General features: G+C 60.7%; 18 protein-coding genes. 5 read left to right on the top strand and 13 right to left on the bottom strand.

The window, feature by feature from the left end:
• Positions 1–106: 106 nt before the first annotated feature.
• Positions 107–1,579, bottom strand: a complete 1,473-nt coding sequence (gene betB, locus AYR47_RS04585) for a betaine-aldehyde dehydrogenase (protein ID WP_016977776.1) — start codon at positions 1,577–1,579, stop codon at positions 107–109.
• 110 nt (positions 1,580–1,689) lie between these two features.
• Positions 1,690–2,283 (bottom strand): transcriptional regulator BetI, encoded by a 594-nt coding sequence (betI, locus tag AYR47_RS04580; protein WP_033898023.1) that lies wholly within the window; start codon positions 2,281–2,283, stop codon positions 1,690–1,692.
• A 379-nt stretch (positions 2,284–2,662) separates the two neighbouring features.
• Here betI and AYR47_RS04575 point away from each other — a divergent pair, with 379 nt between their 5' ends.
• Positions 2,663–4,597: a BCCT family transporter gene (locus AYR47_RS04575; RefSeq protein ID WP_237142559.1), complete on the top strand. Its 1,935-nt coding sequence runs from the start codon at positions 2,663–2,665 to the stop codon at positions 4,595–4,597.
• Between the two features lie 64 nt (positions 4,598–4,661).
• Here AYR47_RS04575 and choV read toward each other — a convergent pair whose 3' ends face one another.
• The 4 genes from choV to AYR47_RS32475 all read right to left on the bottom strand — a co-directional run bounded on the left by choV (position 4,662) and on the right by AYR47_RS32475 (position 8,093).
• The gene (choV, locus tag AYR47_RS04570) at positions 4,662–5,840 is read right to left on the bottom strand and encodes a choline ABC transporter ATP-binding protein (RefSeq protein WP_033898027.1); all 1,179 of its coding nucleotides are present in this window, start codon (positions 5,838–5,840) and stop codon (positions 4,662–4,664) included.
• On the bottom strand, positions 5,837–6,682 hold the full coding sequence (gene choW, locus AYR47_RS04565) for a choline ABC transporter permease subunit (RefSeq protein WP_016972877.1): 846 nt from the start codon (positions 6,680–6,682) through the stop codon (positions 5,837–5,839). The genes choV and choW overlap by 4 nt, the downstream gene beginning before the upstream one ends.
• Positions 6,683–6,748: 66 nt before the next feature.
• Entirely contained in the window at positions 6,749–7,696 is a 948-nt protein-coding gene (locus AYR47_RS04560; protein ID WP_033898028.1) for a choline ABC transporter substrate-binding protein, read from the bottom strand.
• Between the two features lie 196 nt (positions 7,697–7,892).
• Positions 7,893–8,093, bottom strand: coding sequence for a hypothetical protein (locus AYR47_RS32475; protein ID WP_133075420.1), 201 nt, complete (start codon positions 8,091–8,093; stop codon positions 7,893–7,895).
• 18 nt (positions 8,094–8,111) lie between these two features.
• On the opposite strand from AYR47_RS32475, the gene AYR47_RS04555 reads away from it, so the two are divergent.
• Positions 8,112–9,488, top strand: a complete 1,377-nt coding sequence (locus tag AYR47_RS04555) for an L-serine ammonia-lyase (protein WP_033898029.1) — start codon at positions 8,112–8,114, stop codon at positions 9,486–9,488.
• A gap of 412 nt (positions 9,489–9,900) precedes the next feature.
• On the top strand, positions 9,901–11,004 hold the full coding sequence (locus tag AYR47_RS04550) for a GlxA family transcriptional regulator (protein WP_005792167.1): 1,104 nt from the start codon (positions 9,901–9,903) through the stop codon (positions 11,002–11,004).
• A 150-nt stretch (positions 11,005–11,154) separates the two neighbouring features.
• Here the strand turns inward: AYR47_RS04550 and AYR47_RS04545 are convergent, their stop codons facing one another.
• The 6 genes from AYR47_RS04545 to AYR47_RS04520 all read right to left on the bottom strand — a co-directional run bounded on the left by AYR47_RS04545 (position 11,155) and on the right by AYR47_RS04520 (position 16,231).
• Positions 11,155–11,418, bottom strand: a complete 264-nt coding sequence (locus tag AYR47_RS04545; protein ID WP_010207120.1) for a hypothetical protein — start codon at positions 11,416–11,418, stop codon at positions 11,155–11,157.
• A 247-nt stretch (positions 11,419–11,665) separates the two neighbouring features.
• Entirely contained in the window at positions 11,666–12,826 is a 1,161-nt protein-coding gene (locus tag AYR47_RS04540) for a gamma-butyrobetaine dioxygenase (RefSeq protein ID WP_061434431.1), read from the bottom strand.
• 9 nt (positions 12,827–12,835) lie between these two features.
• Positions 12,836–13,315 (bottom strand): thioesterase family protein, encoded by a 480-nt coding sequence (locus AYR47_RS04535; RefSeq protein ID WP_061434430.1) that lies wholly within the window; start codon positions 13,313–13,315, stop codon positions 12,836–12,838.
• A gap of 13 nt (positions 13,316–13,328) precedes the next feature.
• The gene (locus AYR47_RS04530; protein WP_033898034.1) at positions 13,329–14,294 is read right to left on the bottom strand and encodes an L-carnitine dehydrogenase; all 966 of its coding nucleotides are present in this window, start codon (positions 14,292–14,294) and stop codon (positions 13,329–13,331) included.
• A gap of 31 nt (positions 14,295–14,325) precedes the next feature.
• Complete coding sequence (locus AYR47_RS04525; protein WP_033898035.1) at positions 14,326–15,213, bottom strand: 3-keto-5-aminohexanoate cleavage protein; 888 nt, start codon at positions 15,211–15,213, stop codon at positions 14,326–14,328.
• A gap of 73 nt (positions 15,214–15,286) precedes the next feature.
• Complete coding sequence (locus tag AYR47_RS04520) at positions 15,287–16,231, bottom strand: choline ABC transporter substrate-binding protein (RefSeq protein ID WP_038848891.1); 945 nt, start codon at positions 16,229–16,231, stop codon at positions 15,287–15,289.
• Positions 16,232–16,424: 193 nt separating this feature from the next.
• Between AYR47_RS04520 and AYR47_RS04515 the strand changes: the two genes are divergently transcribed.
• Positions 16,425–17,369: a GlxA family transcriptional regulator gene (locus AYR47_RS04515; protein WP_016977789.1), complete on the top strand. Its 945-nt coding sequence runs from the start codon at positions 16,425–16,427 to the stop codon at positions 17,367–17,369.
• A 68-nt stretch (positions 17,370–17,437) separates the two neighbouring features.
• On the top strand, positions 17,438–18,628 hold the full coding sequence (locus AYR47_RS04510; RefSeq protein ID WP_061434428.1) for an AAA family ATPase: 1,191 nt from the start codon (positions 17,438–17,440) through the stop codon (positions 18,626–18,628).
• A gap of 8 nt (positions 18,629–18,636) precedes the next feature.
• Here AYR47_RS04510 and AYR47_RS04505 read toward each other — a convergent pair whose 3' ends face one another.
• Positions 18,637–19,053: a DUF3010 family protein gene (locus AYR47_RS04505; protein WP_033898039.1), complete on the bottom strand. Its 417-nt coding sequence runs from the start codon at positions 19,051–19,053 to the stop codon at positions 18,637–18,639.
• Positions 19,054–19,185 lie beyond the last annotated feature (132 nt).

Genomic DNA, 19,185 nt, shown 5'->3' with positions numbered 1-19,185 from the left:
CGGGCCTCATCGCGGGCAAGCCCGGCTCCCACAGGGGAACGCATTCCAACTGTGGGAGCTGGCTTGCCTGCGATAGGGCACTCACAGGCAATACAAGGCTCGGGTCTTAGAACACCGAGGCGTAATCGCCCAGCTCAACCTGTACCGATTTGATGCGGGTGAAGTTGTTCAGCGAGCTGATGCCGTTCTCACGGCCCACACCCGACTGCTTGTAGCCACCGACCGGCATCTTCGCGTCGGATTCGCCCCAGGCGTTGATCCAGCAGATACCCGCTTCCAGCTGATGAATCACACGGTGGGCGCGGTTCAGGTCCTTGGTCACCAAGCCTGCGGCCAGGCCGAAGTCGGTGTCGTTGGCGCGGCGGATCACTTCTTCTTCGGTTTCGTAGGTGAGGATGCTCATCACTGGTCCGAAGATTTCTTCACGCACGATGACCATGTCGTCGGTGCAGTCGGTGAACACGGTCGGAGCCACGAAGGCGCCTTTGGCGAAGTCGCCGTCGGTCAGGCGGTCGCCGCCGCACAGCAGGCGGGCGCCTTGCTCTTTGCCCTTGGCGATGTAGCCCAGCACGCTTTCCATGTGGGCAAAGCTGACCAGCGGACCGAAGTTGGTGTTTTCGTCTTCCGGGTTGCCAACGCGAATGCGCGCGACACGCTCAACGATCTTGGCTTCGAACGCCGCTTGCAGGTGCTTGGGTACGAATACACGAGTGCCGTTGGTGCAGACCTGGCCGGAGCTGTAGAAGTTGGCCATCATCGCGGTGTCGGCGGCGCGGTCGAGGTCGGCGTCGTCGAAGATGATCAGCGGGGACTTGCCGCCCAGTTCCATGGTCACGTCTTTGAGCGACGAGCTGGAAGCGCTGGCCATGACTTTCTTGCCGGTGTCGGTGCCGCCGGTGAACGAGACTTTCTCGATGCGCGGGTGTTCGGTCAGCCAGGTGCCGACTTCACGGCCGCTGCCGGTCAGTACGTTGAACACGCCCGCCGGAACGCCGGCTTCGGTGTAGATCTCGGCCAGTTTCAGGGTGGTCAGCGAGGTGACTTCGCTCGGCTTGAAGATCATCGCGTTACCGGCAGCCAGGGCCGGTGCGGATTTCCACAGGGCGATCTGGATCGGGTAGTTCCACGCGCCGATACCGGCGACCACGCCCAGCGGCTCGCGGCGGGTGTAGACGAACGAAGTGTCGCGCAGTGGGATCTGCTCGCCTTCGATGGCCGGCACCAGGCCTGCGTAGTATTCCAGCACGTCAGCGCCGGTAACGATGTCGACGTACTTGGTTTCGGAGAAGGATTTACCGGTGTCCAGGGTTTCCAGGGCGGCCAGCTCGTCGTTGCGCTCGCGCAGGATGTCGACGGCACGACGCAGGATGCGCGAACGCTCCATGGCGGTCATGGCGGCCCAGATTTTCTGGCCTTTTTCGGCGCTGACCACGGCACGTTCAACGTCTTCTTTAGTCGCGCGTTGCACTTGGGCGAGAACTTCACCGTTAGCCGGGTTGATGGCTTCGAAGGTGGCATCGCTGCCAGCGTCGCTGTAGCCGCCGTCAATGTAGAGTTTTTGCAGGTCGAAACGGGCCATAAAGTCCTCGCAAGTGCATAAGTGGTTGGCGTTAACCGCCGAACAGTGAGCCATAAGGGTGTGGCAACACTGAGCGACAGCAGTTCAGGGGTTGAGCGGTTATGTGTGCTCTAACTCACCTGCTTGGCCAATTGGAAATCCATGTATTCGTAAGCGATCCGTTGCGCCTGCGCCGTGTCGAAAGCGTCTCCCGACAGGGCGCCGCGCAACCATAAACCGTCGATCAGGGCCGCCAGGCCTCGGGCTGCTTTGCGTGCGTGCGGCAGCGGCAGCACTCGGCGGAACTGGCAGCACAGGTTGGAATACAGACGTTGATCGTTGATCCGCTGCAACCTGTGCAATGACGGGTGATGCATGCTGGTGGCCCAGAAGGCCAGCCAGGTTTTCATTGCCGGGCCGTTGACCTGGCTGGCATCGAAGTTGCCCTCGATGATCACCTGAAGGTGTGCCCGTGGGCTGTCGTCCTTCAGTGCGAGCCTGCGTTCGTGGACGTTCTCGATCAGCGCATTCATCAAGTACCGCATCGTCGCGGCGATCAGGCCGTTCTTGTCCTGAAAGTAGTGACTGATGATGCCGTTCGAAACGCCGGCCAAACGGGCGATCAGCGCAATGCTGGCATCTCCCATTCCGACCTGATCGATGGCCGTCAGCGTGGCTTCGATCAACTGCTGGCGGCGTATGGGTTGCATACCGACCTTGGGCATGTAGCACCTCTCCTTAGGCCTGCCGATGGGCGATCAACGTCCGTCGGCTTGAGGGCCAGTCTATTTTGTTTTGATTGAACGTTCAATCAACAAAGAATAAGATCTGCGACAAATGGTCGCGTCCTACAGGTGTTTCCTACATGTAGGCGCGACATCTGGCACCTGGTTAAACCCCTGAAACGTCCCTGGGCACTGCGCTCATGGGGTGCAGGGATTTAAGGGGTGTCTTTATAACACCCGTCCGTCGACTGCCGAAAAATCGATGTCCCGGGATAACCGTTGCCTTGTGTTTCTCTCTCGCACTGCCCGGAGCATCTGCGCCATGAGTTCTGCCTCTCTTATAAAGACCCCACCGGAAAAGGTGCGGGTCAACGGTTGGGTGTTCTACACCTCCACCGCGTTGATTCTGTTGTTGACTGCCATCCTGATCATCGCCCCGCAGGAGGCCGGGCGCATGCTCGGTGTCGCCCAGGCGTGGCTGTCGAAAAGCTTCGGCTGGTACTACATGGTGGTCATCGCCGCCTACCTGGTGTTCGTGGTCGGCCTGGCGTTTTCTTCCTATGGCAAATTGAAACTGGGCAGCAAGGACGACACCCCGGACTTCAGCTACGGCGCCTGGGCCGGCATGTTGTTCTCGTCGGGCATCGGCATTTCGCTGCTGTACTTCGGTGCTTCCGAGCCGCTGGACCACTACTTCAACCCGCCCGAAGGCGCTGCCGCCAGCAATGGCGCCGCACGCCAGGCGCTGCAATTGACCTTCCTGCACTGGGGCCTGCACGGCTGGGCGATCTACGCCCTGGTCGGCCTGGCCGTGGCGTATTTCGCGTACCGTCATAACCAGCCGCTGGCCCTGCGTTCGGCGCTGTACCCGCTGGTGGGCGAGCGTTGGGTGAAAGGCGCGGCCGGCCATGCGGTGGACGGTTTCGGCATGTTCGTGACCCTGTTGGGCCTGGTGACGAACCTGGGGATTGGTTCGATGCAGGTGTCGTCCGGGTTGGAAAACCTGTTCGGCATGGAGCACAGCAACACCAACCTGCTGATCGTGATCATCGTGATGAGCACCGTGGCGACCATCGCCGCCGTGTCGGGCGTGGAGAATGGCATTCGTCGCCTGTCCAACCTCAACATCGTGTTGTTCAGCGGCCTGCTGATCTTTGTACTGTTGTTTGGCCCGACGTTGCACTTGCTCAACGGCTTTGTGCAGAACATCGGCGACTACATGAACGGTCTGGTGCTGAAAACCTTCGACCTCTATGTGTACGAAGGCGACGCCGACAAAACCGAGCGCTGGATGGGCCTGTGGACCCTGTTCTACTGGGCCTGGTGGATTTCCTGGGCGCCATTCGTGGGCATGTTCATCGCGCGTATTTCCCGTGGTCGCACGGTGCGTGAACTGGTGGCCGGCGTGCTGCTGATCCCGCTGGGCTTTACCCTGGCGTGGTTGTCGATCTTCGGGAACTCGGCCTTGGACCTGGTGCTGAACCACGGCGCGGTGGAGTTGGGCAAGACCGCACTGGAACAGCCGTCCATGGCGATCTACCAGTTGCTTGAGCATTACCCGGCGTCGAAAGTCGTCATCGGCGTGTCGATCTTCGTGGGCTTCGTGCTGTTCCTGACCCCGGCGGATTCCGGCGCGGTGATGATGGCCAACCTGTCGTGCAAAGGCGGCAATGTGGATGAAGATGCGCCGCACTGGCTGCGGATCTTCTGGTCGGCGGTGATCACCCTGGTGACCATCGGCCTGTTGTTCGCCGGCAACTTCGAAGCCATGCAGACCATGGTGGTGCTGGCGGGGCTGCCGTTCTCGGTGGTGTTGATCTTCTTCATGTTCGGCTTGCACAAGGCGATGCGCCAGGACGTGGCTATCGAACAGGAGCAGGCGCAACTGGCCGAGCGTGGCCGCCGTGGTTTCAGCGAGCGTTTGACCGCGCTGGACCTGCAACCGAGCCAAGGCACCGTGCAACGCTTCATGGACAAGCACGTCACGCCGGCGTTGGAAGAAGCGGCGACGGCCTTGCGTGAACAGGGGCTGGAAGTGCAGACGCTGCTGGGTAAATCCAAGCGCTGCATCGGTGTGCGCATCGAGATGGAAGAGGGCAACCCGTTTGTCTACGAAGTGAGCCTGGATGCTTACTCGTCGGCACCGAGCGACCTGCCCGAGGAAGAGCGCACGCGTTACTACCGCGCTGAGGTCTACCTGCACAACGGACCTCAGGAATACGACCTGATGGGCTTCGCCCAGGAACAGATCACCCGGGACGTGCTCGATCAGTTTGAAAGCCATCGGCAGCTCCTTGGCCGTGTCTATAGCTGAAGGTTGATCATCCATCTGTAAAACAAAACGCCGCGATCCTCGCGGCGTTTTTGTACCTGGGGGATTACCCCAGGTTCTTGCCCAGCAGGGCGTGGTACAACTCGCTGTCTCCGAGAATCCCCACCACCTGGTTGTTGTCATGCAACACCAGCTTGTTCCCGGTGTGATAACGAATCTGCAACGCGTCGCGCATGCCGATATTCGAATCCACCAGCGTAGGCAACCGGCCCAGGCCTTCCACCGCTTGGCCTGGCGCCCAGTTCTGCAGGTTCATCACCGCGCCATTCTGGCGGGCACCTTTGATGGTGTTGCCTTCGGCCAGGTCCAGCCATGAGTCGCCGCCTGGGTCCAGGCACACTGAACCGTTCACACGCTTGCAGTTGTCCAGGGTGCGCATCAGGCTGCGGCCGCACAGTACGTTCAGCGGGTTGGTATGCGCGACGAAGGTGCGCACATAGTCGTCCGCCGGGTTCAGCACGATCTCTTCCGGCACGCTGTACTGGATGATCTTGCCGTCTTTCATGATTGCGATGCGGCTGCCCAGTTTGAGCGCCTCGTCGAGGTCGTGGCTCACGAAGACGATGGTCTTGCTCAGCTTGCGTTGCAGTTCCAGCAACTCATCCTGCAGGCCTTGGCGGATCAGCGGGTCGAGGGCGGAGAAGGGTTCGTCCATCAGCAGGATGTCGGCGTCCATCGCCAACGCGCGGGCCAGGCCGACCCGCTGCTGCATGCCGCCGGAGAGTTCGTCCGGCTTCTTGTTGCGCCATTGGGTCAGGCCTACCAGTTCGAGCTTTTCATCCACCAGCTTGCGTCGGTCTTTCTCCGGACGGCCCTGCATTTCCAGGCCGAAGCTGATGTTTTCGCGCACCGTTAGCCAAGGCATCAGGGCGAACTTCTGGAACACCATGGCGATGCGTTTGGTGCGCATCATTTTCAGCTCGGCGGGTGTGCAGGAGGCGATGTCGATCTGGCGACCTTCATGCTCCACGAACAACTGGCCACGGCTGACGGTGTTGAGGCCGTTGATGCAGCGCAACAGACTGGATTTGCCGGAGCCCGACAGGCCCATCAGCACACAGATCTCGCCTTTCTGGACATCCAGGCTGGCCTTTTCTACGCCGACAATCTGCCCGGTCTTTTTCAGGATTTCATTACGGCTCATGCCTTGGTCCAGCAGCTTGAGCGCCTCGCGTGGGTCTTTGGAAAAGATCACGTCGACATTGTCGAATCGGATAATGCTCATGCATCACCCCCTACTTTAGCGTCGGGTTGTTTGCAGATGCGGTCGAGCATGATGGCCAGCAGCACGATCGCGAGACCGGCTTCAAAGCCCAAGGCGATATCGGCGGTGTTCAGCGCGTTGACCACCGGTTTGCCGAGGCCGTCGGCGCCCACCAGGGCCGCGATCACTACCATCGACAACGACAGCATGATGCATTGGGTAATGCCGGCGGCAATGCTCGGCATGGCGTGGGGCAGTTCAATGCGCGAGAGCAACTGACGGCGCGAGCAGCCAAAGGCCTTGCCGGCGTCCATCAACTCTTGCGGTACATCACGGATACCCAGGTAGGTCAGGCGGATCGGCGCGGCAATCGCGAACACCACCGTAGAGATCAAACCAGGCACCACACCCAGCCCGAAGAGGGTCAGGGTAGGGATGAGGTAGACGAAGGTCGGTACGGTCTGCATCAGATCGAGCACCGGCCGCATCATGGTGTAGAACAACGGTTTGTGCGCGGCAACAATGCCCAGCGGCACACCGATGACCACGCAGACCAGGGTGGCGAACAGCACTTGCGCCAGGGTCTCCATGGTTTCCTGCCAATACCCCAGGTTGAGGATCAGCAGGAAGGAGGCGATGACAAAAACAGTCAGTCCCCATTTACGTTGGATAAAGTGAGCCAGCAGCGCAATCAGACCGATCAATGCCAGCGGATTGAACCAGGTCAGCGCGAACGTCACGCCGTGGATCATCGTTTCCAGTGTCGATGCGATTGCGTCGAAGTAGTTGGCGCCGTGTTGGGTCAACCATTCGACGAAGGCAGCGATGTACTGGCCTAGTGGGATTTTCTGTTCAGTCAGCATGGTAGTGAATGTCCACATGCGAAGAGGGAAAACATCCCGGGGCAGCGCACCGCCCCGGGGACAACATTACTTGGCGAGGTAGGCTTTAACGGCGTCGAGTCCTGGTTTGCCATCTACGGTGGTGACACCGGCGAGCCAGGTGTCGAGGACTTGCGGGTTGGCTTTCAGCCAGGCCTTGGCGGCGGCGTCAGGCTTTTGTTTGTCGTCCAGGACTTTACCCATCAGGGTGCTTTCCATATCCAGGGTGAACACCAGGTTTTTCAGCAACTGGCCGACGTTGCTGCATTCCTGGGTATAACCCTTGCGGGTGTTGGTGTAGATGGTGGCCTGGCCGTAGTTGGGGCCGAACGAGTCGTCACCGCCGGTCAGGTACTTCATCTTGAAGCGGGTGTTCATCGGGTGCGGTTCCCAGCCGAGGAACACGATGGCCTGGTCACGCTTGGAGGCGCGTTCGACCTGGGAGAGCATGCCGGCTTCGCTGGATTCGACGACTTTGAAACCGGCGGTTTTCAGGCCGAAGGCGTCTTTGTCGATCAGCGTCTGGATGGTGCGGTTGCCGTCGTTGCCTGGCTCGATGCCGTAGATCTTGCCGCCCAGCTCATCCTTGAATTTGGCGATGTCGGCGAAGTCCTTGAGGCCTTTGTTGTACAGCGCTTCCGGGACGGCCAGGGTGTACTTGGCGTTCTCCAGGTTGGCGCGCACGGTTTCCACGGTGCCGGCATCACGGTACTGCTTGATGTCGTTTTCCATGGTCGGCATCCAGTTGCCGAGGAAGATGTCCATGTTCTTGCCGTCGGCCAGTGACTTGTAGGTCACGGGTACCGAAATCATCGTGGTGCGCGGCTTGTAGCCCAGGCCCTTGAGGATCTCGCTGGTGGTCGCGGTGGTGACGGTGATGTCGGTCCAGCCGACATCGGAGAAGTTGACGGTCTGACATTGTGCCGGTTCTGCGGCGTGCGCCATGACTGGCAGACTCAGCATGGCGGCCAACAACAACGAGGGTGAACCTTTCATCTGGGTAGACTCCTGTGTTTTTTCTGGCGGCATTCGCCGCGCTTTATAAGTGTTGCGGTTGGTGCGTGCGACAACAGCTCTGGCACGGTGCCTTGCAAACGAGTCGAGACTGATCATGTACCAGTGAAAATCTGACGCCTACAGGGGGCGTCGTATCCAGTACAGGGATGGTCGTATCCAGTGTCGGTGACGTCGCTTACAGATTTTTCCAGAGGCGAAACTGCAGTTTTCGTCCATCTGCACCGCTAAAAACGGCCAAAACAGGTGATCGTACGCAAGCGACGCTGGTGAGCATGGTTACGTCGGTGTGAGACGCCGTGGCGGTCAGCAAAAGCTTGATGATGCCGCCATCTGGGCGATTTGAGCGTAGCAGCTCCTTGGTGCCCGGTTTGCTCACCTGCGGAGTTCCACGGCAATGGCTATCAGTGTTTTCGACCTGTTCAAGATCGGCATCGGGCCTTCGAGTTCTCACACCGTCGGCCCCATGCGCGCCGCGGCGTTGTTCGTTCAAGGCTTGCGTGAACGTGAACTGTTGGAACAAGTGCGGCGCGTCGAAGTTCAGCTTTACGGCTCCTTGTCCGCCACCGGCATTGGCCACGGCAGCGACACCGCGACCATCATGGGGCTGATGGGCGAGTGGCCGGACGCAATCGATCCATCGCAAATCGGCCTGCGCATTCACACCCTGCGCGAGACCGACACCTTGCTGCTGGACGGGCGTTTGCCGGTGCCCTTCGTCTGGGCGCGGGACATGCGCCTGCTCGACGAAAACCTGCCGTTCCACCCCAACGCCATGACGCTGGTGGTGTACGGCGACAGCGCTGAACTGCACCGCGACACCTACTATTCAGTGGGTGGCGGTTTCGTAGTGGATGAAGCCCAGGCGCAAAGCGGCGTGGCCGATATGGACCGCACCGAGTTGCCTTACGATTTTTCCAGCGCGGTGGAGCTGTTGCAGCTGTGCAAGACCCACAACCTGCGCGTGGCCGAGTTGATGCTGGCCAATGAAAAGGTCTGGCGCTCCGAAGAAGAAATCCGCAGTGGCCTGATGAAGCTCTGGCGCGCCATGCAGGATTGCGTGGAGCAAGGCCTCAAGCACGAAGGCATCCTGCCTGGCGGTTTGAACGTGCGCCGGCGTGCGGCCAAGTTGCACCGCAGCCTGCAGGAATTGAACAAGCCCAATGTGATCGGCTCGACCTTGAGCGCCATGGAATGGGTCAATCTGTTCGCGCTGGCGGTCAATGAAGAAAACGCCGCGGGTGGACGTATGGTCACCGCGCCTACCAACGGCGCGGCGGGGATTATTCCGGCGGTGTTGCACTACTTCATGAAGTTCAGCGAGGAAGTGACTGAAGCCAACGTCGTCGACTACCTGCTGGGTGCGGCGGCGGTGGGGATCCTGTGCAAGAAGAACGCCTCGATCTCCGGTGCCGAAGTCGGTTGCCAGGGCGAAGTGGGTTCGGCGTGCGCCATGGCCGCCGCCGGCTTGGCCGAGATCCTCGGTGCTACGCCGGAGCAGCTGTGCAACGCCGCCGAGATCGGCCTGGAACATAACCTGGGCCTTACCTGCGACCCGGTGGGTGGGCTAGTACAAGTGCCGTGCATCGAGCGCAATGCGATTGCGGCGGTGAAGGCGATCAACGCTGCGCAAATGGCGCTGCGTGGCGATGGCCAGCACTTTATCTCCCTGGACCGGGTGATCCGCACCATGCGCGATACCGGGGCGGATATGCATGACAAATACAAAGAGACATCGCGGGGTGGGTTGGCCGTGAGTGCTGTGGAGTGTTGAGTGGCACTCCTGCTCATTAAGTGAACACCCGGATCCAAACGCGCCACCTTTTAGCGCGTCGCAAACAGATAAGTAGCTACCGAACGATTTCCCGCCTGACCACCGGTCACCCGTGCTTGGGGTGACAGACTTCTCCCACACCCGCAAAGCGCCTTCCCACAAGTGCTACCGATCTGCTCACGCCTCGTGGGCAGGCTCGTTCCTACAGCCGATTCCGGCTATATCCGTACTCGCGGCGCGGGCTTATCTAGACGCGTCATCAGGTCGTTTTTAGGAGTTATTGGACGGCCATTCAATTTTAGGCATGGCATTTGCTCTATCAATTCAAAGCCTCTCTCCTGGCTGGATGAAGAGCGCAATAACAAGAGCCTCGCCTGAGGCCATCACCCGCTTTGTGTGAGGAGATACCGCGATGACGTCGTTCAACTCCGGGGCCCAACCCCAGAACCGTGCGCCTCAATCCATCGGCTTTTTGCTGCTGGACAATTTCACGCTGATTTCCCTGGCCTCCGCAGTCGAACCCCTGCGCATGGCCAACCAGCTCTCCGGTCGCGAGTTGTATCGCTGGACGACCTTGAGTGTCGACGGAAACCAGGTGTGGGCCAGCGACGGTCTGCAAATCACCCCCGATGCTTCCATGCACAAAGCCCCAGCCCTGGACACCGTGATCGTGTGCGGCGGCGTGGGTATCCAGCGCACCGTTACCCGTGAACATGTGTCGTGGCTGCAAAGCCAGGCGCGCCAATCGCGCCGCTTGGGCGCAGTGTGCACCGGCAGTTGGGCACTGGCCTGCGCCGGTTTGCTCGATGGGTTTGATTGCAGCGTGCACTGGGAATGCCTGGCCTCGATGCAGGAAGCCTTCCCCCGCGTGGCCATGAGCACACGCCTGTTCACCCTCGACCGCAACCGCTTCACTAGCTCCGGCGGCACCGCGCCACTGGACATGATGCTGCACCTGATCAGCCGCGACCACGGCCGTGAACTGTCGGCCGCCATCTCCGAGATGTTCGTGTACGAACGCATCCGCAACGAACAGGATCACCAGCGTGTGCCGCTCAAGCACATGCTCGGCACCAACCAGCCGAAGCTGCAGGAAATCGTCGCGCTGATGGAGGCCAACCTGGAAGAACCGATCGACCTGGACGAACTGGCGGTGTACGTCGCCGTGTCCCGCCGCCAACTGGAGCGTCTGTTCCAGAAATACCTGCACTGTTCGCCGTCGCGCTACTACCTCAAGCTGCGCCTGATCCGCGCACGGCAGTTGCTCAAGCAAACGCCGATGTCGATCATCGAAGTGGCGTCGGTGTGCGGGTTTGTCTCCACGCCGCACTTCTCCAAGTGCTACCGCGAATACTTCGGCATTCCGCCACGGGATGAGCGTGTGGGCTCCAACACCACCCAACAAGTGGCGATGATGCCGATTCCGCAGGCGCTGGTGTTGTCACCGTTGTCGGGGCCGATGTCGGCGTTGAGTCAGGCGCGTAACGAATCGACGTTTGCCAGCGTAAGGCTCTAGACCCTGTGGGAGCAGGCTTGTTGTGGTTGTGGTTGTGGTTATGGTTGTGGCGAGCGGGCTTGCCCCGCGTTGGAGTGCGAAGCGCTCCCAAGATTTTGGGGCCGCTGCGCAGCCCAACGCGGGGCAAGCCCGCTCGCCACAGTGATCTATTCAGGCGCCGGAGTTCTGTTTGAACTGCACCAACGCCGGCAATAGCTGCTTGTCGATTGCCTGCCGCACCGCCGGCAGGATCGTCGCGCTGCCGGTGTACATCTGTTCAACCATCCCTTTGAGCGCCTTGGCCCGCGCCTCGCTCAACCCACGCACCGCACACTCGCAGGCCTGCTCGGCGGTGGCGCCGCTGGACACTTCAAAACCCAGTGAGCGCAGTTGGCCCAGCAGGTCATCCTGGTCAATCAAATCCGCGTGCATCATGACGTTTATCCTGGTGAAGGGAACGGGGTTTGACCTCGATTCTGGTAGCCGCCCAAGCGGTCGGCAAGGGCAGATTGCACGAATGCCTCAGATGGCTATGAGCATGTCGTTTTCGGGCCGTTTACCGAACGCATTAATGGGCACACTGAACTCAGGCACTCAGCTTGAAGGTTTGGTCACCCTCAGGATGTCACGCTCACACAAGGCACTCTGCCCCGATCCAGTCACGGCTGGATCGGGGCTTTTTTTAACGCTGCAATACCAAAATTCGCGAGAGCAACTCATCCCGATCGATGTAGCAACCCTGGAAGTGCCGCGCCCCGGAAGCCGGGTCAAAAGCATTACGCGCATGCAAGGTGCGGCGGTTATCGAAGCACCACAGTTCCCCCGGATTCAGGCGCTTGACCACACGAAAACGATCCTCCCGCGTCATGGCGATAAAACGTCGATACGCGCGATACAGCAACGGCATCTGCGCAACGCTGGCCTCGAACGGCCCACGCAAAAAGTTGGCCAAGCGAATCTCCGCCACATCCCCCAGCGCATCCAGTGCAATGATCGGCGCCAGGCGGCGATAGTCGCTGTGCCGGTCCTTGTTGCGAAACTCCACCGGGATCTCACACAGTGCCCGGAACGCTTCGGGCTCTTCCGTGCGCAAAGCGTTGGCGATGGCAAACCCGTCGACAAAAATGCTCTCGCCACCGCTGGCATCGTTCACCAGGCAATGCAGGAATTGCAGGCCGGGTTGCAGCTCCCGCGTGGGCAGATCGGTGTGTAAGGGCAGGTTGAAAGCGGTGTAGGCATTGCTGTCGGCATCGGCCTTGGATTGCACATTGAACAGCACGCCGAAGTTGCTCTCGCGGATGAAGGATATGCGCTTGGCGATCAGCGCCAGGGAGCCGGGCTCGGTAGGAACGCCTCGGATTTGCGTCAGGCCTGAATCGCGCAGCGCCAGCAACCATTGCAGCAGCGTGTTCGGGTCTTCCATGACCGCCGAGTAGTCGAACACCGGCAGTTGGAAGCGACTGTCCCACAACTGGGGTTGGGGCTTCGCCGCACGGCGTTCGGCACGGGATTCATCGTCGTAGGCATGAGCCCGCAACCAGCCGGGATCGTACTGGCTGCGGTGGCCGCCGTTCCATTCCACCCACAGATTGCCTTGATCAAGACGGGCCGAGGCAGCCCCGAGATTGGCGTCTACGTCGACAATCTCCAGTACTTGTTCGCGGGTTACGCTGTACACGCATTCTGCACAGGGGCAGTTGTCCCGCAGCCATTGATGATGAAACGGGCTGACCCGCCCATCGGCCCAATGCACGAGGATTTGATCGTCCAGCACCCGCACGTCCGCGATGTCGCAGATCTTCGGGTAGGTACGGAAATCGGCGACAGCGGCGGCGGCTTGCATGGTGGCTCCTTATTGCTTCTTGGGGGGCAGTCCAATCACTCGGCCGAGCAGGGCGGGGCGCGGCAGGTCGGCCTGTTCCGCACTGATAACCGTCAGTTTTTCCAGCGTGGCCTTGGTGAACGGCGCCGAATTCGGGCCGGCCAGATCAACGTGCAGCAGCATCTGCTCGTTGCCCGCCAGCTCCTTTTCATCGCCCACTAGATGCAGGCTGTGATAGAGGTGCAGGCGCTTGGCATCAAAGGCGATCAGTTGGGTATGCACCTCCACGTCGGCGCCGAGTTTCACTTCGTGCAGGTAGTTGAGGTGCAGCTCCAGGGTGAACAGTGAATGGCCGCTGGCTTCGCGGTTTTCACTGTCCAGGCCGAGGGTGTCCATCAGCGCGTCGGTGGCGTAGCTGAAGATCAGCAGGTAGAACGCGTCGCGCAGGTGGCCGTTGTAGTCCACCCAGTCGGGGTGGACCTGGGTGCTGTAGGTGGTGAGTGCGGGCATGTCAGGGGTTCCGTTATTCGGCGAAGGTCATGCCGTGCTTGGCCTTGGTGGTTTTCACCGCTTCCAGCACCGCCAGCAGGCAATCATCACGATAGCGCTCCAGCGCCGAAATGCTGTGTTTGCCCAGCTGATCGCTGGTGCCGTCGACTACATCGTCGATCAGCTTGTCGGTCAGCTCCGGCGCCGGCAGGTAGGTCCACGGCAATTGCAGCGCCGGGCCGAACTGCGCCATGAAATGACGCATGCCGGCGTCGCCACCTGCCAGGGTGTAGGTCAGGAAGGTGCCCATGAACGACCAGCGCAAGCCCGCGCCAAAGCGGATCGCGTCGTCGATTTCGCCGGTGGTGGCCACGCCGTCATTGACCAGATGCAGGGCCTCACGCCACAGCGCTTCAAGCAGACGGTCGGCGATAAAGCCGGGGACTTCCTTGCGCACGTGCAGGGGGCGCATGCCGAGGGATTCGTACACCTTGATCGCGGCCTGGATTGCCTCTGGTGCGGTGTTCTTGCCACCGACCACTTCCACCAGCGGCAGCAGGTAAACCGGGTTGAACGGGTGGCCGACCACGCAGCGCTCAGGGTGGGTCGAACCTTCGTAGAACTCGCTCGGCAACAGGCCGGACGTGCTCGACCCTATCAACGCATTCGGTTTCGCCGCTGCGCTGATCTTGCTGTGCAGGTCGAGTTTCAGTTCCAGGCGCTCCGGGGCGCTTTCCTGGATGAAGTCGGCGTCTTTCACACACTCTTCAATGGTGGCGACAAAGCGCAGGCGGTCCTGGGACGCGCCCGGCGCCAAGCCTTGTTTTTCCAAGGCGCCCCAGGCATTGGCAACCCGCTTGCGCAGTGCGGCTTCGGCACCGGGCGCCGGGTCCCAGGCGACCACATCCAGGCCATGGGCCAGCGCGCGGGACACCCAGCCGCTGCCGATGACACCGCTGCCGAGGGCGGCGAAGGTTTTGATTTCGGTGATAAAGCTCATGGCAAATTCCTAAAAAAAGTGGTGGCTACGATCAACCGCGCTTGGTCAAACCCATCTTGATTCGACCTTCCGCCGGGGTCATGACCCGTGCACCCAGGCGGCTGAGTATTTCACTGGCGCGCTCCACCAACTGGCCGTTGGTGGCGAGCACGCCTTTGTCCAGCCACAGGTTGTCTTCCAGGCCGACCCGCACGTTGCCGCCCAGCAGCACCGCTTGCGCCGCCATCGGCATTTGCATGCGGCCGATGCCAAAGCCCGCCCACACCGCGTCGGCGGGCAGGTTGTCGACCATGGCTTTCATGGTGGTGGTGTCTGCCGGTGCGCCCCATGGGATGCCCAGGCACAGTTGGAACAGTGGGTTGTCGAGCAGGCCTTCCTTGATCATCTGCTTGGCGAACCACAGGTGACCGGTGTCGAAGATTTCCAGCTCAGGCTTAACGCCCAGTTCCTGGATGCGCTTAGCGCCGGCCCGCAGTTGCGCCGGGGTGGAGACGTAAATAGTGTCGCCATCGCCAAAGTTCAGGGTGCCGCAGTCCAGGGTGCAGATTTCCGGAAGCAGCTCCTCGACGTGAGCCAGGCGGGTCAACGGGCCGACCAGGTCGGTGTTGGGGCCGAACTCCATTGGATTCTCGCCGCCGCCGATCTCCAGGTCGCCGCCCATGCCGGCGGTGAGGTTGACGATAATGTCGATGTCGGCCTCGCGGATGCGCTCCATCACTTCGCGGTACAGGGCGACGTCGCGGCTGAACTTGCCGGTTTCAGGATCACGCACATGGCAGTGCACAACGGTGGCGCCGGCCTTGGCCGCTTCCACGGCGGCGGCGGCGATTTGTTTGGGGGTGACCGGCACGTGGGGGCTGCGGCTGGTCGTGTCGCCAGCACCGGTGAGTGCGCAGGTGATGATGACGTCGTGGTTCATTTGGCGGTTCCTTACAGGCGTGGGGGTGCCGTTCGCAGCCCGGTTGAGCTGCGAAACGGTGGTTCAGAAAAGGTTATTGGCTGGTCAATTGCAGGTTGGCCGCGGCCGGCTTGCCGTCGAAGGTAGTCACCCCTTCCAGCCAGCGCGCCTGGTCTTGCGGGTGATCCTTGAGCCACTGCTTGGCGGACTCGATGGCGTCCTTGTGATCCAGCAATGGCTGCATCATCCGGCTCTCGTCGGCGGCGGTGAAGGTCAGGTTGGTCAGCAGCTTGTGCACGTTCGGGCATTGCTCGGCGTAGTTCGGCGCGGTGACGCTCCACACGGTGGCCATGCCTTCGTTCGGGCCCAGGGCGTCGTCGCTGCCGGTGAGGTAGGTCATGGCGACGTTGACGTTCATCGGGTGCGGCGCCCAGCCGAAGAACACCACGGCTTCCTTGCGGCGCACCGCGCGGTCGACGGCGGCGAGCATGCCGGCTTCACTGGATTCCACCAGCTGGAACTTGCCCAGGCCGAACTGGTTCTTGGCGATCATCGCCTTGATCTGGGTGTTGGCGCCCGAGCCTGGCTCGATGCCGTAGATCTTGCCGCCCAGCTCTTTTTCGAACTTGGCGATGTCAGCGAAGGTTTTCAGGCCCTTGTCCGCCAGGTAAGTCGGCACGGCGAGGGTGGCGCGCGCGTCTTCGAGGCTGGGTTTGTCGAGGACCTTGACTTGCTTGGCGTCGACGAACGGCGTGATGGTCTGGGTCATCAGCGGGTTCCAGTAGCCCAGGAACAAATCCAGGCGCTGGTCGCGGATGCCGGCGAAGATGATTTGCTGGGAGGCGCTGGTCTGTTTGGTCTTGTAGCCGAGGCCGTCGAGCAACACTTGGGTCATGGCGCTGGTGGCGATTACGTCGGTCCAGTTCACCACGCCCATGCGCACGTTCTGGCAAGATGCCGCGTCGGCAGCCAGTACGTTCGTGCTCAAGATGGCGCTGGCGCTGAGTGCAAGCACACAGCGGCTGATCAGTCGGTTCATGGTGGATCCCTCGGCAGGTCGTTATTGTGGGGTCCGGCGTCTTTGTGCGCCGTGGGATCAAGTTACGCAGCTTGAGGGCCTATAAAACGCACGGCGGCGACCAGCTCTTGCACTGCAGCGACCTGCCCCCTTGAATCCACCCGAGAACGGGAGTATCACAGTGCCACGCTGCCCGTCCGACGAGAGCGCCACCATGTCCCAGGATTTCTACTTTCTGCTGATGCCGGGCTTCTCGGCCATCGGCTTTATCTCCGCGCTGGAACCGCTGCGGGTGGCCAACCGCTTTCGTGGCGAGCTGTACCGCTGGCACGTGCTGAGCGCCGATGGCGGCGCGGTGCTGGCGAGCAATGGCATGTCGGTCAACGCCGACGCCGCGCTGGAACCGTTGAAAAAAGGCGCGACCTTGCTGGTGGTCGCGGGCTTCGAACCGCTGCAATTCGCCACCCCCGCGCTGGAACACTGGCTGCGCCGCCTCGACCACGACGGCGTGACCCTCGGCGCCATCGACACCGGCGCCTGCGTACTCGCCGAAGCAGGCCTGCTCGATGGCCATCGCCTGACCCTGCACTGGGAAGCCATCGACGCTTTCAAGGAATCTTATCCACAGCTCACCGTGACCCAGGAACTGTTCGAGATCGACCGCCGCCGCATCACCTGCGCTGGCGGTACGGCCTCCATCGACCTGATGCTTGACCTGATCGCCCAGGCCCACGGCCCCGAACTGGCGATCCAGGTCTCCGAACAATTCGTGCTCGGCCGCATCCGCCCACGCAAAGACCACCAGCGCATGCAGATCGCCACGCGCTACGGCATCAACAACAAGAAGTTGGTGCAAGTGATCGGCGAGATGGAGCAGCACACCGAGCCGCCGCTGAGCACATTGGCGCTGGCCGAAGCGATCAAAGTGACGCGTCGCCAACTGGAGCGCCTGTTCCGCCTGCACCTGAACGACACCCCCAGCAACTTCTACCTCGGCCTGCGCCTGGAGAAAGCCCGGCAGCTGCTGCGCCAGAGCGACATGAGTGTGCTGGAAGTGAGCATTGCCTGTGGGTTTGAATCGCCGTCGTATTTCACCCGCAGTTATCGGGCACGGTTTGCGAAGTGCCCGAGGGAGGATCGGCGAAGGGAAGTGGTTTGACGGCCAATTATAGTAAATTATACTCGTTACTATAATTTATAGTTCTTTCCATAATTGAGTATAAAACCATGTCCAAGCACAGCGGCTTTGTATTCCGCCGTCCCGCGCTGGCAAGCAGCATTGCCGACGGCCTGGTGGGGGCCGGTATCCAGGATTTCACCTCTGGCCTGTTTCTCGCGGCACCGCGTCGCACGGGAAAAAGTACTTTTTTGCGTGAAGACCTGATCCCGGAGTGTCAGCTGCGAGGGTGGCTGGCGGTGTACGTCGATCTGTGGGCCGACAAAGAGAAAGACCCTGCGGAGTTGATTGCCAGCGCCATTGGCGCAGCGCTGGTGCCCTATGAAAAGGGCATTCGCAAGCTCGCCAAGAACCTTGGGATCGAGAAACTGAGTTTTCTGCGCACGCTGTCCTGGGACTTCAGCAAGCCTCAATTGCCCGTCGGCGCGACCTTGACCCAAGCCTTGGAGTTATTGCATCACGCGGCGGAAAAAACCGTCGTCCTGGTGATTGACGAGGCGCAGCACGCCTTGACCAGCGATTCAGGCATCAATGCGATGTTTGCGCTGAAGGCCGCCCGGGATCAGCTCAACCAGGGGCGTGACGAGGAAGGCAGCGGTTTGCATCTGGTGTTCACTGGCTCCAATCGCGACAAGCTGGCCCACCTGGTATTGGGTAAAAGCCAGCCTTTCTTCGGATCCAGCATTACGCCGTTCCCGTTGCTGGGCAAAGCGTTCACCCAGGCCTATACCGCGCACCTCAACGCGCACTTGGCGAAAACCAACCAATTCAACCCGGCCGATATTGATGAGGCGTTTGAGCTGGTTGGCCGTCGGCCCGAGATGTTGCGCACGATCATCGGCGAAGTGGCGCTGGAGCTGGGTGAGGCGAGCAATTTGGGCCAACTGCTGCACAGTCGCGCCGAACTGTTGCGCGCAGGCGTGTGGACCGAATTCGAAAGCGCCTGGAACACGCTCACCATCCCCCAGCGCGCGGTGCTGCAAGTGATGGTAGAGCGCTCTCAAACCAACGAACCCTTCGCGCCGTTCACCGACAGCACCCTCGCTGCGGTCAGCAAAGCGCTGGAAGACATGGGCAGCGACGTGGTGCCGGGCACCCAGACGATTCAGGCTTGCATCGATGCCCTGCGCGACAAGGAACTGGTGTGGAAGTCGAGCCGGGGCGGTTATGCCCTGGAGGACAAGACCTTTGGCGATTGGCTGCAACACAGGGGGCGTACAGCCAGCTCCCACAGTGAATAGGGGGTTTCTTATTTCTTTAGCAGGGCCGAGCAGGCTGCCTTGTAGGCCTCATGTTGATACTTGTTCAGCGTCGCCGGCAGTTCAAAATTGTGCTTCTTGTTCTGCGCATTGAGGGTCTGCGGTGACAGCAGCGTCACCTCAACCGCATCCAGCAACTGAAACACCCCTTCAATCTTGAACGTGGTCGGGCCGCCGGCGAATTCACCCTTCTTGCTGCGTTTCTTGATGGCGATACGGGTGACGGCGTTTTCCTGCACAAACGCTTTCACTTGAGCGGCGAAGGCTTTGACGTTGGCGGCCTCATCGTCGTCTTCAAGTGCGATCTTCTTGGTCGCGAGGGCGACATGGCTCAACGCCTGATTGTCCAGGGAGGCGACAGCGATGATGGCTTCGCTGCCTTTGATTTCGATGCCGCAGGTTTTCATGGTTTGGCCTTGAAGGAGGTGAGATGGCGCAGATGGTCGCTTACCTTTCGATGGGGGTCAAAGGCACTGGAGATCAGATCGAAGAGATTATGAAATAAGGGTCAATATATTATCCGTTATGTCGATAATCAT

It is taken from the genome of Pseudomonas azotoformans, assembly GCF_001579805.1.
In the GTDB taxonomy this organism is placed as follows: domain Bacteria; phylum Pseudomonadota; class Gammaproteobacteria; order Pseudomonadales; family Pseudomonadaceae; genus Aquipseudomonas; species Aquipseudomonas azotoformans_A.
Note: the sequence above shows the minus strand (reverse complement) of the source record. Positions and strands in the feature narration are given on the sequence as shown.

Coding starts and splice junctions, on each gene's coding strand:
- AYR47_RS04545 (WP_010207120.1), bottom strand. CDS start 11,418: ATGATGCACGCGGATTTGATTGACCAGGATGACCTGCTGGGCCAACTG.
- betB (WP_016977776.1), bottom strand. CDS start 1,579: ATGGCCCGTTTCGACCTGCAAAAACTCTACATTGACGGCGGCTACAGC.
- choV (WP_033898027.1), bottom strand. CDS start 5,840: ATGAGCATTATCCGATTCGACAATGTCGACGTGATCTTTTCCAAAGAC.
- AYR47_RS04530 (WP_033898034.1), bottom strand. CDS start 14,294: ATGAGCTTTATCACCGAAATCAAAACCTTCGCCGCCCTCGGCAGCGGT.
- choW (WP_016972877.1), bottom strand. CDS start 6,682: ATGCTGACTGAACAGAAAATCCCACTAGGCCAGTACATCGCTGCCTTC.
- AYR47_RS04515 (WP_016977789.1), top strand. CDS start 16,425: ATGTCCCAGGATTTCTACTTTCTGCTGATGCCGGGCTTCTCGGCCATC.
- AYR47_RS04505 (WP_033898039.1), bottom strand. CDS start 19,053: ATGAAAACCTGCGGCATCGAAATCAAAGGCAGCGAAGCCATCATCGCT.
- AYR47_RS04520 (WP_038848891.1), bottom strand. CDS start 16,231: ATGAACCGACTGATCAGCCGCTGTGTGCTTGCACTCAGCGCCAGCGCC.
- AYR47_RS04540 (WP_061434431.1), bottom strand. CDS start 12,826: ATGCAAGCCGCCGCCGCTGTCGCCGATTTCCGTACCTACCCGAAGATC.
- AYR47_RS04525 (WP_033898035.1), bottom strand. CDS start 15,213: ATGAACCACGACGTCATCATCACCTGCGCACTCACCGGTGCTGGCGAC.
- AYR47_RS04535 (WP_061434430.1), bottom strand. CDS start 13,315: ATGCCCGCACTCACCACCTACAGCACCCAGGTCCACCCCGACTGGGTG.
- AYR47_RS04555 (WP_033898029.1), top strand. CDS start 8,112: ATGGCTATCAGTGTTTTCGACCTGTTCAAGATCGGCATCGGGCCTTCG.
- betI (WP_033898023.1), bottom strand. CDS start 2,283: ATGCCCAAGGTCGGTATGCAACCCATACGCCGCCAGCAGTTGATCGAA.
- AYR47_RS04550 (WP_005792167.1), top strand. CDS start 9,901: ATGACGTCGTTCAACTCCGGGGCCCAACCCCAGAACCGTGCGCCTCAA.
- AYR47_RS04510 (WP_061434428.1), top strand. CDS start 17,438: ATGTCCAAGCACAGCGGCTTTGTATTCCGCCGTCCCGCGCTGGCAAGC.
- AYR47_RS04560 (WP_033898028.1), bottom strand. CDS start 7,696: ATGAAAGGTTCACCCTCGTTGTTGTTGGCCGCCATGCTGAGTCTGCCA.